This is a genomic window from Pseudonocardia sp. McavD-2-B (genome assembly GCF_024124365.1).
Classification (GTDB): Bacteria; Actinomycetota; Actinomycetes; order Mycobacteriales; family Pseudonocardiaceae; genus Pseudonocardia; species Pseudonocardia alni.
This window is the reverse complement of the sequence record NZ_JAMXSG010000036.1, coordinates 14,596-29,223: the sequence shown is the minus strand read 5'-3', so window position 1 is coordinate 29,223 and position 14,628 is coordinate 14,596. Positions and strand designations below refer to the sequence as shown.

At 73.4% G+C, this 14,628-nt stretch carries 12 protein-coding genes; 8 read left to right on the top strand and 4 right to left on the bottom strand.

Annotation, left to right across the window (positions count from 1 at the left end):
• Nucleotides 1-72 precede the first annotated feature (72 nt).
• Genes NH602_RS08055 through NH602_RS08035 form a run of 5 tightly spaced genes read left to right on the top strand, consistent with a single transcriptional unit; the run spans nucleotide 73 to nucleotide 7,083 of the window.
• The gene (locus tag NH602_RS08055; protein WP_374210143.1) at nucleotides 73-3,147 is read left to right on the top strand and encodes an ATP-binding protein; all 3,075 of its coding nucleotides are present in this window, start codon (nucleotides 73-75) and stop codon (nucleotides 3,145-3,147) included.
• Nucleotides 3,144-5,051, top strand: a complete 1,908-nt coding sequence (locus NH602_RS08050) for a hypothetical protein (RefSeq protein WP_073576063.1) — start codon at nucleotides 3,144-3,146, stop codon at nucleotides 5,049-5,051. Before NH602_RS08055 ends, NH602_RS08050 begins: the two co-directional genes overlap by 4 nt.
• On the top strand, nucleotides 5,041-5,637 hold the full coding sequence (locus tag NH602_RS08045) for a hypothetical protein (protein WP_062398831.1): 597 nt from the start codon (nucleotides 5,041-5,043) through the stop codon (nucleotides 5,635-5,637). Before NH602_RS08050 ends, NH602_RS08045 begins: the two co-directional genes overlap by 11 nt.
• A complete protein-coding gene (locus tag NH602_RS08040) occupies nucleotides 5,634-6,659 on the top strand; it encodes a C40 family peptidase (RefSeq protein WP_073576062.1) in 1,026 nt (341 codons plus the stop codon). The genes NH602_RS08045 and NH602_RS08040 overlap by 4 nt, the downstream gene beginning before the upstream one ends.
• 28 nt (nucleotides 6,660-6,687) lie before the next feature.
• Nucleotides 6,688-7,083, top strand: coding sequence for a hypothetical protein (locus NH602_RS08035; protein ID WP_237454045.1), 396 nt, complete (start codon nucleotides 6,688-6,690; stop codon nucleotides 7,081-7,083).
• 187 nt (nucleotides 7,084-7,270) lie between these two features.
• Here NH602_RS08035 and NH602_RS08030 read toward each other — a convergent pair whose 3' ends face one another.
• From NH602_RS08030 to NH602_RS08015, 4 genes are all read right to left on the bottom strand, one after another.
• Entirely contained in the window at nucleotides 7,271-8,092 is an 822-nt protein-coding gene (locus tag NH602_RS08030) for an ESX secretion-associated protein EspG (RefSeq protein WP_253067458.1), read from the bottom strand.
• Nucleotides 8,089-9,450 carry a hypothetical protein gene (locus NH602_RS08025; RefSeq protein WP_253067460.1) on the bottom strand — a complete coding sequence of 454 codons (1,362 nt, stop codon included), beginning with the start codon at nucleotides 9,448-9,450 and terminating at the stop codon, nucleotides 8,089-8,091. Before NH602_RS08025 ends, NH602_RS08030 begins: the two co-directional genes overlap by 4 nt.
• A 25-nt stretch (nucleotides 9,451-9,475) precedes the next feature.
• Nucleotides 9,476-9,811 (bottom strand): PE domain-containing protein, encoded by a 336-nt coding sequence (locus NH602_RS08020; protein WP_073576058.1) that lies wholly within the window; start codon nucleotides 9,809-9,811, stop codon nucleotides 9,476-9,478.
• 80 nt (nucleotides 9,812-9,891) lie between these two features.
• Complete coding sequence (locus tag NH602_RS08015; protein ID WP_161151953.1) at nucleotides 9,892-10,347, bottom strand: DUF3558 family protein; 456 nt, start codon at nucleotides 10,345-10,347, stop codon at nucleotides 9,892-9,894.
• Between the two features lie 363 nt (nucleotides 10,348-10,710).
• Here NH602_RS08015 and dnaK point away from each other — a divergent pair, with 363 nt between their 5' ends.
• The 3 genes from dnaK (at nucleotide 10,711) to dnaJ (ending at nucleotide 14,628) form a co-directional block, all read left to right on the top strand.
• On the top strand, nucleotides 10,711-12,576 hold the full coding sequence (dnaK, locus tag NH602_RS08010; protein ID WP_073576056.1) for a molecular chaperone DnaK: 1,866 nt from the start codon (nucleotides 10,711-10,713) through the stop codon (nucleotides 12,574-12,576).
• Nucleotides 12,577-12,614: 38 nt separating this feature from the next.
• Nucleotides 12,615-13,313, top strand: coding sequence for a nucleotide exchange factor GrpE (grpE, locus tag NH602_RS08005; protein ID WP_253067457.1), 699 nt, complete (start codon nucleotides 12,615-12,617; stop codon nucleotides 13,311-13,313).
• An 88-nt stretch (nucleotides 13,314-13,401) separates the two neighbouring features.
• Entirely contained in the window at nucleotides 13,402-14,628 is a 1,227-nt protein-coding gene (dnaJ, locus tag NH602_RS08000) for a molecular chaperone DnaJ (RefSeq protein WP_073576055.1), read from the top strand.

Sequence of the window (14,628 nt, the reverse complement as noted above, 5' to 3'; positions counted from 1 at the left end):
GTGGCAGCGGTCGCGGCGCGAGCGTGCCCGCGCGCACCCCCCGTCCCGACCCGTGGCGCCGGAGTGGCCACCGTGGCCGCACCTGAGCGGACCCCCCGGCCGAAGGCCCGGCGCGGCCGGGCCCGTGCCGGCGAGGGCGGTTCGGACTACACCCCGTCGATCGCGCTGCGCTCGATCGACGGGCACATCACGCGTACCAACGGGCAGGTCATGGCCTGGTACCGGCTCGCGGCGCAGGCGTGGAGCTTCCGCAGCGACAACCAGCGCGAGGTCCTGATCCGCCAGATCGCCGCGCAGCTCGGCGAGCTGCAGGGGCGCTGGCTGCACCTGCGCGTCACCACCCGGCCCTACCCGGTGCACATGTGGGCGGAGTCGTTCGACCAGAACGCGATCGGCCGCATGCCCGACGTGCCCGGCGCCCTGGGCTGGGACGGGTTCCTGGAGGGCGAGCAGCGCCACCTGATGGGGCTGTCGATGGCCGACAAGGAGGTCTTCCTCGGCGTCGAGGTCTCCGGCCGCGGGCTGATCGACCGCTGGGTGGAGCGCGCCGCGCCCGTCCTGGACCGCCTCGTGCCGTCCGCGGTCAAGGCCGAGCTCGCCGCGCTGGAGACCGAGATCAACCACCTGGACGTGCTCGTCGCCGGGTCCGGTCTCGACGCCGTCCCCGCGAGCGCGGAGGACATGGCCTGGCTGATGCACCGCTCGGTCGCCCTCGGGCTGCCCGCCCCGCGCGGGCTGTCCTCGGTGCCGCGCGGGGTGTCGACCTGGGAGCCGGAGGACCTCGCCGCGTTCACCGAGGGCGTCGACCTGCACCAGGAGCCGTACGCGCCGACGGTGCAGGTCGTCGGGCGGATGCGCAGCCAGACCGTCACCCGCAACGTCGCGGTGCTGAGCGTCGGGCTGATGGAGGGGCTGCGGATCCCCGAGATCGACGACCCGTGGATGCAGCACTCCGACCGGCTGCCGTTCCCGGTGGAGTGGTCCGCGCGGATCTACGTGCGCCGCCCGGAGGACGTCACCGGCGAGCTGCAGCGCCAGATGGGCAAGGTGCGCAGCCAGATCCGGCACTACACCCACGACCACGACCTCGACCCGCCCATGTCGCTCGCGCGGCAGGCCGACCGGGTCCTGGAGGTCGAGGACGAGCTCACCACCGGGCTCACCCAGCTCAACACCCGTCTCTACGGCTGGTGGCGGATCGCCGTCTCCGGCCGCGACGAGGCCGAGGCCACCACCCGCGCCCAGCAGGTCGTCGACCTGTACCGGCCCAAGGTGCAGATCGAGCACCCCGAGGCGCAGTACCGCTACGCCCGCGAGTTCATCCCCGGCGAGCCGCTGGCCGCGACGGCCTACCGGCGACGCGGGTCGGTCACCTGGGCGGCCGCCGCGGTCCCGGCCGCGACGGCCAGTGTCGGCGACCGCCGCGGGATCATGCTCGGCGAGACCTGCACCGCGACCCGCCGTCCGGTCGCCTGGGACCCGTGGCTGGCCCAGGAGGTCCGACGCGCCTCCGGCCTCACCGCGATCGTCGGCGGCCTGGGCTCGGGCAAGTCGTTCCTCACCGGGCTGGTCGTCTACAAGACGCTGCGCGCCGGGGCCCGCTGGACGGTGCTCGACCCGTCCGGCCCGCTGGCCGAGCTGACCCGGCTGCCGGAGCTGGCGCCGTTCTCCCGGCACATCAACCTGCTCCGCGCCGACCCCGGCATCCTCAACCCGTACCGGGTGGTCGCCGAGCCGCGGCCGGACCACTTCCTCGACGACGAGGACCCCGAGCGCGCCTGGAAGCGGGAGCGCTCTCTGGCCGCGGCCACCCGCCGTCGGCTGGTGCTCGACGTGCTGTCCGGGCTGCTGCCCTACGAGATCGCCCGCCAGCCGCACACCCGGATCGTGCTGCTCCGCGCGGTCCGCGAGGTCGGCGGCTCGCCCGACCGGCACCCGGGCATGGTCATCGACGCGCTGCGCCGGCACGCCGGTGAGGGCGAGGACCACGCCGGCGTCGTCGCGGACTTCCTCGACGAGCGGCGCGAGCTGCCGCAGGCCGCGCTGCTGTTCCCCGACGAGACCCGCGCCGACCCCTGGCAGGCCGACCGCGACTACCGGCTCACCGTGCTGACGATGCAGGGACTGTCGCTGCCGCGCCCGGGCAGCCCGCGCGAGGAGTGGACCGACAACGAGTCGCTCGGCGTCGAGCTGCTGAACCTGGCGTCCTGGCTGACCCAGCGCACGATCTACGACGCCGACCGCAACCTGCGCAAGGGCGTCGCGCTCGACGAGACGCACTTCCTGTCCCAGGTGCCGACCGGCAAGGTGCTCATCGACCGCCTCGCCCGCGACTCCCGCAAGTTCAACGTCCGCGCCCTGTTCGCCTCCCAGCTGGCCGGTGACCTGCTGCGGGTCTCGGGCTTCGCGTCGCTGGTCAACGCCGTGTTCGTCGGCCGGACCGACGACGAGGAAGCCCAGTCCGAGGCGCTGCGGCTGCTGCGCGTGCCCACCGACGTCGGCTACGAGGAGATGCTCGGGACCCTGTCCCCGCGCCCCCGCCACGACGACCGGCCCGACGACGCGCCCCGCCAGTTCGTCTTCGCCGACGGCCACGGCGGGGTGGAGAAGGTCCGCATCGACCTGGAGGCGCCGCACCTGGAGCACGTCCGCGAGGCGCTCGACACCAACCCCGACGCCGCCCGCGTCGTCGCCCCGCGCCCGCCGGGTGGCCCGGCGATCACCGCACCCGGTCATCCCGAGATGAGCGCACCCGACGAGCCGAGCCCGCTGCCCGCCCGGCGCGCCCCGGCCCCCGTGGTGCTGCCCGACCTCGACGGCGACGAGATCGACCTGCGTACCGACACCCGGATCGGCCCCGGCGACGACGACCCGGTCCTGGCCGGCGGGATCCGTGCCGGTGGGGTGCAGGTCGTGTCGGTCGCCGCGACCGACGCCGCCGTCGGCCGCGCGGAGCTCTACGACGACGAGCAGCTCGACCTGCTCGACGAGCTCGACGACGACTGGGTGGTCGACGAGCCCGCCCCCGCGGACGGCACCGCCTCCACGGACGGCACCGCCCCCGCGAACGGCACCGGCCCGTCGAACGGGACGGCGGCCACGAACGGCCACCCCGCGGCCGCTCCCCCCGACGGGGACGGACGGTGACGGCGGGCCTCGACCCGTCCGGCGGCGCAGGCGTCTGGGTCGTCCTGGGCGTGCTGCTCGCGGCCGTCGTCGTGTCGGTGCGGAAGACCCGCCGCCGCACGCCGCAGACGCCCGGGGTGACCCGCCGCCGTCGTCGGCGGACGGCGGTCCTGGTGGTCACCGCGATCGCCGGCGGCACGCTGCTGCTCGGCTCGCCGGCCATGGCGCAGGCGCTGGACTGCAAGTCCCCGCCGGAACCGGACCGCCCCGGCACCGGGCTGGTCGGCTCGCTGGACCGGCCCTCGGCGCTGCACGGGGAGGCCGGCAGCGTCTACGAGGAGGTCGGCTACGCCGGTCTCGTCTGGCACAACTACGACCTGGGCTGCGCCACGTCGGGCGTGCTGAACCCGTCGGTCACCACCGACACATGGCTGGGCAACCAGGTCTTCAACCTGGCGAAGCTGACCGTCGGTGGGGTGAACTGGGCGCACTACCTCATCGCCGACGGCGGGTCGCTGTTCGCGCCGCTCGACCAGGTCATCACCACCGCGACCCGGGCGATGTACGAGACCGTGTTCACCACCTGGGTGGGCCTCGGCCTGCTCGGGTTCGCGATCATCGTGCTGCTGCTGGCGATGCGCGGGGAGCTCGCGCGCCAGGCCCAGCGCACCGGCATCGCCGTACTCGCGCTGATGCTCGGATCCGCCGCCTACCTCGCACCGGTCGACTGGTCCCGTGCCGCGGACAACCTGCTGCTCGACGGCGTCACGCAGATGCAGGAGGGCTTCCTCGGCCAGGTCGGGCTGGGCACCCGCGACACGCTCCCGACGGTGCTCGTCGACCAGGTCGCCTACCAGAACTGGCTGCGCGGCACGTTCGGCGCGCCGGACGTCCCGCAGGCCCAGGAGCTGGGCCGGGACCTGCTGCGGGCGCAGGCGTTCACCATCGACGAGATCGACCAGGGCCAGGACACGTCCGAGACGGCGGAGCGCAAGAAGGGCGAGTACGCCGCGCTCGCCGACCGCATGGGGGACCGCTACCCGTACTTCACCGGGGCCTCCGGCAGCCGGATCGGGGCCGGGACGCTCGCGCTGATCCAGGCCGCGTGCATCGCGCTGTTCCAGCTGCTGTCCAAGGTCCTGGTGCTGGTCGCACTGCTGGTCATCCGGCTGATGGTGGTGACGGCGCCGGCGATCGCCGTCGTCGCGCTGCTGAAACCGGACGTCATCCCGGCGATCCTGCGCATCGGCGGCGCCGCGATCGTGAACACGCTCGTCGTCGGGGCGCTGGCCGGGCTGCACGCGCTGCTGGTCGTGTCGCTGTTCGCCCCCGGGTCCGGGGTCGACCTGTGGCTCGCGCTGCTGGTCACCGGCGTGGTCACGCTCGTGCTGTGGGCGGTCGCGCGGCCGTTCCGGCGGCTGGTGTCGATGGTGACACTGACTCGTGAGCAGTTCGGCGGGATCGTCCCCGGCATCAACGGCGGCCCGGTGTCGCGGGTGTGGAACCGGATGCGCGGCCCGAACGACGCCGACGAGCGCCAGTCCCGCTGGTGGTCCGAGCGCGGCGGCCCCGGCGGGTCCGGCGACCCGGGTGCGGCGCGACCGGAGGCCGAGACTGCGGCCGGGCCGGGGGCCCGGGTCCGTCGTCGCGCGGCACCGGACGTGTCCTCGCCCCAGGCGGCCCGGATCGCCGAGCCGCGCCGCGGGGCACTGCCGGTCGGGGCGACCGGGCGGCCCGACACCGGGTTCGGTACGCGGGTCGACCCCGGCGAGGTCGACGACCGCTCCATCTACCGCCGCGACGACGCGGGGCCCCGCCGCCCCGGCGATCCGACCCCGGTGACCCCGGAGCTCGTCGACGGCGTGCCCGTCTACAAGATCTACCGCCCGCGGGCGGCCCGCACCGGCGGCGACCGTGCCGATTAGGTCCTCCCGCGGCCGCGCCGGCGCCTACCGCGCGGTGTGGCAGTGGCCGCTGCGCTCCCCCGCCCGGCTCGCCGTGACGGTGGTGGTCCTGGGCGGGCTCGTGTTCGGACTGGTCTCGCTCGGCGGTTCCGGCGGGGCGGCGTCCGGCGGCCTGATCGCCGGGGGCGGCTCCGGCGGCAACCGGTGGGACAGCGGGTCGTCCGGCGTCTCCGCGACGCCCACCCCGACGCTGCTGCCGCCGGTGCCCGAGCTGACGCCCGAGGCACTGCCGGTGTCGCAGGCCCCACGGCAGGCGCTGGAGACGGCGCGCGTGTGGGCGGCGGCCTGGGTGAACCACCCCGACGGGATGACCTCCCAGCAGTGGGTCGCCGGGCTGCGGCCGTACACGACCGACGAGTTCCTCGGCGTGCTCGCGGGCGTCGACCCGTCGAACGTGCCCGCCTCCCGGGTCACCGGGCCCGCGACCCCGACCCGGGTCGCGCCGAAGAGCATCGAGGTCACCGTGCCGACCGACACGCTGACCCTGCGGATCCTGGTCGTCGACACCGAGGCGGGCTGGAAGGTGTCCCGCTACGACCGGGCATGAGCACCCCGCTGACGCGTGCGCTGCGGCCGCTGCGGCTGCTGCTGCCGTTCCTCGCGATCGGGATGGCGCTGGTGCTGTTCCTGACCGTCGGCTTCCTCGCGTTCAGCCCCAACCTCGGGGGCGGCCGGTCGAACGCGGCCTGGTGCGACACCGGGATCTCGACCGCGACGGTCGGCCGTGGCGGCGGGGGAGCCACCTTCGAGACGCTGTCCGACGAGCAGAGGCAGAACGCCGCCGCGATCATCTCGGTCGCCAAGGACATGCAGCTCCCGCCGAAGGCGTGGCTGATCGCGCTGGCCACCGCGATGCAGGAGTCGACGCTCCGCAACATCGACTACGGGGACCGGGACTCGCTCGGGCTGTTCCAGCAGCGGCCGTCGCAGGGGTGGGGCACCCCCGCCCAGGTCACCGACCCCGCCTACAGCAGCCGGATCTTCTACGAACGGCTGATGGAGGTGCCGGGCTGGGACTCGATGCCGGTCACCAAGGCCGCGCAGACCGTGCAGCGCTCGGCCTTCCCCGACGCCTACGCCAAGTGGGAGGGCCTGGCCGCGTCGCTGGTCGAGAACATCGGCGATGTCGCCAACCCGACGGGCTGTGCCCCCGGCACGACCGGCGCGCTGCCCCCGGGTGTCGCCGGGGCCGCGATCGGCTTCGCGCTCGGCGAGCTCGGCAAGCCCTACGTGTGGGGCGCGACCGGACCGGACTCCTGGGACTGCTCCAGCCTGCTGCAGGCGTCGTACCGGGCGGCCGGCGTCACGATCCCGCGGGTGTCGCGCGACCAGTACAACTCCGGCGGCCACCTGCCGGTCCGGGACATGCAGCCGGGCGACTTCCTCTTCTACGCCCACGACACCTCGGACCCGACCACGATCTACCACGTGATGATGTACCTGGGCGACGGCAGGATGGTCGAGGCACCGAACCGCAACTTCCCCGTCCGCGTGCAGCCGGTGTCGTGGGAGTTCGGCGATCTCGTCCCGCTCGCCACCCGGCCGGGGACCACGCCGAACCCCGCCTGAGCGGGGTCGAGGCGCCATCATGAGAGGCATGCGCTCCCCGCTCTCGGACTATCTCGACTCCGCGGCGCCCGGTGCCTGCCCGGACCACCTCGTCGTGCCGCGGTCACTGGCCCAGTCGATGCCGCTGCGCTGGCAGCAGGTCTTCGTCGGGCTGCTCGCCGACCTGCACGACGCCTACCCCGGCGTCGACTGGCCGGAGTACGCCGTGTCCGCGGTGCGGGCCGAACCGTTGACCGAGCTCGACGACGCCCAGCTCGCCACACACGGCTACGTCACCGAGCTGGGGCCCGACGGCGACCTCGAGTACCGCGACGCCGACGACCGCGTCGTCCCCGGGTCGCTGCCCGTCCGGGTGGAGGTGCCCGACACCGTGCCGCCGGCGTCGGCGGGGCAGGTGCCGCGGGGGACCGTCGTCCTGCGCTGACCGCGCCCCCGCTCGCCGCTTCACTGCGCGCGCCGGTCGGGCCCGGCCCGGTGCGCGGGGGCGTCGCCGAGATGCACCACAGCGGGAATCGTCGATCTCCACGGCCCGCTGAGCTGCATCTCGGCGTGCGGCAGGGACACCTCCCCTGCGGAATCCGCTCACCCGGTGAGCGAGTTCCGGCCACCTCTCACCAGGCCCGGTGCGTCCCGACCGGCGCGCGACGGCGCTGCGCCGCGTCGGCGAGCCGGTCCAGCTCGCGGACCAGGTACGCGGCGTCGGCCGGGCCGGCGTGCACGACGGCGTCGTCGGGGAGCGGGCCGCCGACGACGTCCGGGGTCGGGCGCCGCTGCACGTAGCAGCCGTCCGCGGTGGCGTGCACCAGCAGGACCCCCGGCGCGCGGCACGGGTCGGGTCCCTTCCGGCCGGCGCCGAGCTGGGCGACGCCCTCGACCTGCCCCATCCGCCGCAGCATCTCGGCCTCGGCCGCGCTGCAGCCCCGCCGCAGGAGCTCGTGGACGAGCCGGTCGGCGTCGCCGTCGGCGCGCTCGGCGGCCTCGCCCAGCAGCGCGACGGGGATCCGCACCCCGGCCCCGGGGCCGGGCACGACCTCGCCGAGCAGCTCGACCAGGACGGCCGACGCGTCGTCGGGCGGGACGCGGAGCAGCGCGACGTCGTCGCCGATCCGGGTGGCCAGCACCGCGTGCCCGGCCCGCCGCGCGACCAGCGCCCGCTGCCACGACGGCGGTGCGACCACGAGGTCGTGCTGGAACTCCGGTGCGACGACCGTGCGCAGGTCGTCGACCAGGTTCGGCTCGAACGCGGTGCCGGTGAACAGGCCGCGCGCGGCGAGGGTGTCGAGACACCCCCGCACGACACGGGCCCGCTCGACGTCGGTGAACCCGGGGCTCAGCAGCTCCAGGACTGCGGGGTTGCGACCGAGGTCGAGCAGGTCCCGGGCGACGTCGAACTCGGCGGCGGTGAGGACGGCGGCGCGATTCCAGTCGATCATCGGTGGGGCTCCTCGGGGGCCAGGACGGCGTCGGTCGCGGCGATCTCGATGTCGAACACCTCATCGGTGGGGACGACGTAGCGGTTGCGGTGGTCCCGGGTGTCGCGGCTGCCCGCGCCGCCGGCCATCGGGCCGTAGCCGCCGGGGGCGCCGCCGCGTCCGGTGGTCTCGCCGGGGCGGGCGGACCAGGCCGCCTCGGCGGTCCGGACACCGGGACCGAAGGGCTCGTACGGTCGTCCGCCACCGGATCCCGTGCCGCCGGGGAGGCGGTCGCCGTACCCGGGACCACGGGCCGACGGCGGGAGGAGCGGCTGGGCCCGGGTCCGTTCGTCGAACCGGTGCCCGAGGTCGACGCGGGTGGCGAGCGGGTCGGGACCCGGTGTCGTCGTCGGGTACGGGCCCGGGGGCGCCGCCGGCCGGTACGGGTCCGGGGCGGGCGTGGCCGGCGGGTCGAGATGCTGGGGTGCGACGACGTCGACCGGCCCGGGAAGCCCGGTGCCCCGGTCCCGGTCGGCCACGCCGTCGCCGGTGGTCCCGGGACCACCGGGCCCCGCGGTTCTCCCGACGTCCGGCGTGCCGGGGCCCGATCCGACGAATCCCGATCCGTCGGTCCCCGGCCCGCCGGGAGCACCGACGCCGTCCGGTCCGGGACGTGCCCCGCCGCCCGGCTGATCCGGGGCGCCGGCTCCCGGACCGCTTCCGCCGAGAGGGGCGGCTCCGCCGCCGGCCCCGACACCGGCCGGGCCGGGACCGCCGGCCCCGGCCGGGCCCGGTGCCGGACCTCCCGCACCGGTGGACGTCGAGGCCGACGCCGGGTCGACGGTGCGGAAGCGATCGTCGATCGCGGACGCCGTGTCGAGATGCTCCTGGAGAGCGCGGTCGGCCTCCTCGCTGTGCCGCTGGTCGCGTTCGAGCGAGGTGACGTAGTCGGCGACGGTGGCGCTCAGCCCGGTCAACGGCGTGCTCGCCAGCAGGTGGAGGTTGCGGACGCCGCTGGTGAAGATGCCCGGCGGGGTGGGGTCCAGGGCGGCGATGGCGGCCTGGGTGCGGTCGAACGACTGCCCGTAGGCGTCCAGCTGGGTCGCGCCGTTCGCGGTGACGGGGGCGGTGCACAGCATCGAGGTGGTGATGCCGTCGAGGGACTGCTGAGCGACGGCCGCGGCGGGGCCCTGCCAGGAGATGCCCAGCTCGGCCATGCGCTTCCGGGCCTCGTCCGATGCGGAGCGCAGCTCGGCGTCCGCGGTGCGGAGTGCGGCTGCGGCGTCGGAGACCGCCGTCGAGCCGGGTTTTCCGACCACCCAGGCGTACTTCTCCTGGAGGGACCTGGCAGCGAAGTTGAAGCCCTGTGAGAACGCCATCGTCTGTCCTGGAGTACCGCGGGTCTCAGATCGTGAACGAACGAGCGATGGCGTCCTCGCCGAGCTCGAAGACGACCGCAGTCGCTCGGAGTCGTCGAACCGCTTCCTCCAACTCGGTCTGATGCTGCGCGTGCGTCGCGATCGTCCGCTCGAACCTGTCCTGGAACGCCGGTGTCGCGACTCCCGAGATCGGGTCGTCCCCGCAGGGACCGACCCGTGTCCTCTGCGCGCTGCGGAGAGATTCTCGAATGGCGATGATCTGGGCGGACAGGGCGCGACCTACCTCGAGCACGTTGTCCGGCGAGATCTGGCTCATTAAGGCGTCCGACGAGCCCACGGTCCCTCGCTGGGTCTGTTCCACGGCCGGAACGTAGGTGCGCCAGCTCCCGGAGACAGCGGTTTCCGCAGCGCTCGTCGCGATTGCGAAGTCGCGGAGTCGGATCAGCGATGGATGAGCGAGGGCAGAGCGGCAGCGGCCACGGCGCGGGCCCTCGTGCACAGGTCGCGGTCGGTGGTTCCGGAACGCTGGAGGTTCGACGACGTCGCCATGGCCTGTGCTCGCAACGACGTCGCGTCGTCGATGTCGACACCCACCTCGCACGAGGGGTACGAGCTCGACGGATACACGGTCTCGGCGGCGCGGTATCCCGACACGTCGACCGGTGCCGTTCCCGGAACGGACAGGAGCTGAGACGTCGGAACCGGGATGAACTGCAGGTTGACGTCGACCCCCGCCGGGTCTGTGCCCAGGTATCCGCAGGTCGGGGCAGGACGACCTCCGATCGTCGCGTCGTCGACCTTGCCGGCCCCCAGATCGAGGTCCGAGCGCTGTGCGGTGTCGAGCAGCTCGCACGGATGGCGTCCGCTCACATCGATGGCGGCCGGGCGCGCGGGCACGGTGGGGTCCGCTACGAGACCTGGCGGCTGTGGCATGCAGGAGGTGAGCCCGACGATCACAGCGGCGCCCACGACGCCGAGGGCCGTGCGACGCGCAGCCGGTACGAGCACGGTGATCCTCCGTCGACGATCGAGCGGCTACAGGCTAGCCCGCCCCACCCCCCGTCGACGGCCGTTCGGACCACCCGCGAACGTCGTGGATAAAAGTTGAGTCCCTCGGGAACAAGTCTTCCGGGTCCCTCGTTGACCCCATGAGAGCAAGTTGAGCAGGACCCACTCAAGGGCGATGCGCGAGGCGCTCCCCGGCCTGGTACAACTTGAGCCGGACGCACTCACACCCCACACATCTCGGAGGCAGTCACCATGGCTCGTACGGTCGGTATCGACCTCGGGACCACCAACTCCGTCGTCGCCGTCCTCGAGGGTGGCGAGCCGACGGTGATCGCGAACTCGGAGGGTGCCCGCACCACTCCGTCGATCGTCGCGTTCGCGCGCAACGGCGAGGTCCTCACCGGTCAGTCGGCGAAGAACCAGGCGGTCACCAACTCCGACCGCACGTTCCGCTCGGTCAAGCGTCACATCGGCACCGACTGGAAGACGTCGGAGATCGACGGCAAGACCTTCGCGGCGCAGGAGATCAGCGCCCGCGTCCTGCAGAAGCTGAAGCGGGACGCCGAGGCCTACCTGGGCGACGAGGTCACCGACGCCGTCATCACGGTGCCCGCGTACTTCGAGGACGCACAGCGCCAGGCGACCAAGGAGGCCGGCCAGATCGCCGGTCTGAACGTGCTCCGGATCGTCAACGAGCCGACCGCGGCCGCGCTGGCCTACGGCCTCGACAAGGGCGACAAGGAGCAGACCATCCTGGTCTTCGACCTGGGTGGCGGCACGTTCGACGTGTCCCTGCTGGAGATCGCCGAGGGCGTCGTCGAGGTCAAGGCCACCAACGGCGACAACCACCTCGGTGGCGACGACTGGGACGAGCGGATCGTCAGCTGGCTCGTCGACAAGTTCAAGTCCTCCCAGGGCATCGACCTGACCAAGGACAAGATGGCGATGCAGCGGCTCCGCGAGGCCGCGGAGAAGGCGAAGATCGAGCTGTCCAGCTCCTCGTCGACCAGCATCAACCTGCCCTACATCACGGTCGACTCGGACAAGAACCCGCTGTTCCTGGACGAGACGCTGTCCCGCGCGGAGTTCCAGCGGATCACCCAGGACCTCCTGGACCGCACCCGCAACCCGTTCAACCAGGTCATCAAGGACGCCGGCATCTCGGTGAACCAGATCGACCACGTCGTGCTCGTCGGTGGCTCCACCCGGATGCCCGCCGTCACCGAGCTCGTCAAGGAGCTGACCGGCGGCAAGGAGCCGAACAAGGGCGTCAACCCGGACGAGGTCGTCGCCGCCGGTGCCGCGCTGCAGGCCGGTGTGCTCCGCGGTGAGGTCAAGGACGTCCTGCTGCTCGACGTCACCCCGCTGTCCCTGGGCATCGAGACCAAGGGCGGCGTCATGACCAAGCTGATCGAGAAGAACACCACGATCCCGACCAAGCGCTCGGAGATCTTCTCCACCGCGGACGACAACCAGCCGTCGGTGCAGATCCAGGTCTTCCAGGGCGAGCGCGAGATCGCCGCGTACAACAAGAAGCTCGGCATGTTCGAGCTGACCGGCATCGCGCCGGCGCCGCGCGGTGTCCCGCAGATCGAGGTCTCCTTCGACATCGACGCCAACGGCATCGTCAACGTGTCCGCCAAGGACATGGGCACCGGCAAGAGCCAGGAGATGACGATCACCGGCGGCTCGGCGCTGTCCAAGGACGACATCGACCGCATGGTCAAGGAGGCCGAGGCGCACGCCGAGGAGGACGCCAAGCGTCGCGAGGAGGCGGAGACCCGCAACCAGGCGGAGACCCTCGTCTACCAGACGGAGAAGTTCGTCAAGGAGAACGACGAGAAGCTCCCCTCCGACGTGAAGGACGCGGTGAACGCCGCCCTGGGTGAGACCCAGGAGGCGCTGAAGGGCACCGACCACGAGGCGATCAAGTCCTCGATGGAGAAGCTCGCCACCGAGTCCCAGAAGATGGGGTCCGCCCTGTACTCCCAGCCCGGTGCCGAGGGCGCCGCGGGGGCCGCCGGTGGTGCTGCGGACGGTGCCGCGTCCGACGCGCAGGACGACGTCGTCGACGCCGAGATCGTGGACGACGACAAGGACGCCAAGGGCGACAAGTGACGGCCGGCGGCCATCCACGGGACGACAGGACGGTCGACATGGCAGACGAGCAGAAGCAGGAGGAGCCGGTGACCTTCCGGGACCGCCGCAAGGTGGACCCGGAGACCGGCGAGGCCCGTCCGGCGACGGACGGTGCGGACACGACCGGGGCCGCCGACACGGCGGCCCCGGCCGGGGACGGCGAACAGGTCGCGGGTCCGGCCGACGGGGAGGACCCGGAGCTCGAGAAGCTGCGGGCCGAGGTCGCCGAGCGCACCGCGGACCTGCAGCGGGTCAGCGCCGAGTACGCCAACTACCGGCGCCGGGCCGACCGTGACCGCGAGCAGACCCGGGTCGACGCCAAGGTCTCCGTGGCGAGCGACCTGCTGGTCGTGCTCGACGACTTCGAGCGCGCCGAGCAGCACGGCGACCTCACCGGGCCGTTCAAGTCGGCGGCCGACAAGGTCACCGGGGTGCTCTCCAAGCTCGGCCTCGAGGCCTTCGGGGCCGAGGGCGAGGCGTTCGACCCGTCGCTGCACGAGGCCGTGCAGCACGAGCCGGCCGAGGGCTCCGGCCCCACGGTCACCGTGCTGGCCACGGTCCTGCGCCGCGGCTACCGGATCGCCGACCGGGTGCTCCGCCCCGCGATGGTGACCGTGCAGGACCGCCCGGAGGCCGAGGTCTCCGAGCAGGCCCGGGCCGATGCCGCCGACGGCGGCGCGGACGCCGGCGACGGCGAGCCGCAGAACCCCGCCTGACCAGGGCGGACAGGGACGTGACCGCGCGGTGCGGCGGGAGGCGACGAGCCTCCCGCCGCACCGCGGGTCTGATCGGGAAGGAGGCGGAGTGACCCAGCGCGACTGGATCGAGAAGGACTTCTACCGCGAGCTGGGCGTCTCCTCGACGGCGTCCCAGGACGAGATCAAGAAGGCGTACCGCAAGCTCGCCCGCGAGCTGCACCCGGACGCGAACCCCGGTGACGAGAAGGCCGAGGCCCGCTTCAAGTCGGTCTCCGAGGCCTACGGCGTGCTGGGCGACGAGTCCAAGCGCAAGGAGTACGACGAGACCCGCGCGATGTTCGCGGGCGGCGGCGGCTTCGGCGGGTTCGGCACCGGCGGTGGCTTCCCCGGTGGTGCGCGTCCCGGTGGCGCCGGCCAGGGCGGCTTCGACATCAACGACCTGTTCGGCCAGGCCGGCCGCTCCGGCGGTGCCGGGGCCGGCGACTTCAGCGACATCCTCGGCGACATCTTCGGCCGCACCGCGCGGAACAACGCCGGCGGTGCGGGCGGGTACGGCACGGCCGGTGCCCGCCGCGGCCAGGACGTCGAGAGCAGCCTGACCATCTCCTTCGACGACGCGGTGCGCGGCGCGACGGTGCCGATCAAGCTGTCCTCGCCGGGGCGCTGCGAGCGCTGCGGCGGCACCGGGTCCCGGCCCGGCAGCACCCCGCGCACCTGCCCGACCTGCTCCGGTCAGGGTCTGGTGAACCGCAGCCAGGGCGCGTTCTCGTTCTCCGAGCCGTGCCGCGACTGCCGCGGGACCGGCCGCATCATCGACGACCCGTGCCCCGAGTGCCACGGCGACGGCGTGTCCACCCGGACCCGGTCGCTGACGGTGCGGGTCCCCGCCGGCGTCGACGACGGGCAGAAGGTCCGGCTCGCGGGCCAGGGCGAGCCCGGTCGCGGCGGCGCACCCGCCGGTGACCTCTACGTCACGGTCTCGGTCACCCCGCACCGGATCTTCGGGCGGTCGTCGAAGAACTCCGACGACCTGACCCTCACCGTGCCGGTGACCTTCCCCGAGCTGGCTCTGGGTGCGACCCTGACGGTGCCGACACTCGACAGCACCGTCTCGCTGCGGATCCCGCCGGGGACCGCCAGCGGCCGGACGTTCCGGGTGTCGGGGCGTGGGGTCGAGCGCAGGAACGGGAAGAAGGGCAATCTGCTGGTCACCGTCGAGGTGGCGGTGCCGCAGAAGCTGGACGAGGCGGCCACCAGTGCGCTGGAGGCCTATGCCGAGGCGACGTCGTCGTTCGACCCGCGGGCCGATCTCCTCGGTAGCACCAGGAGGTGA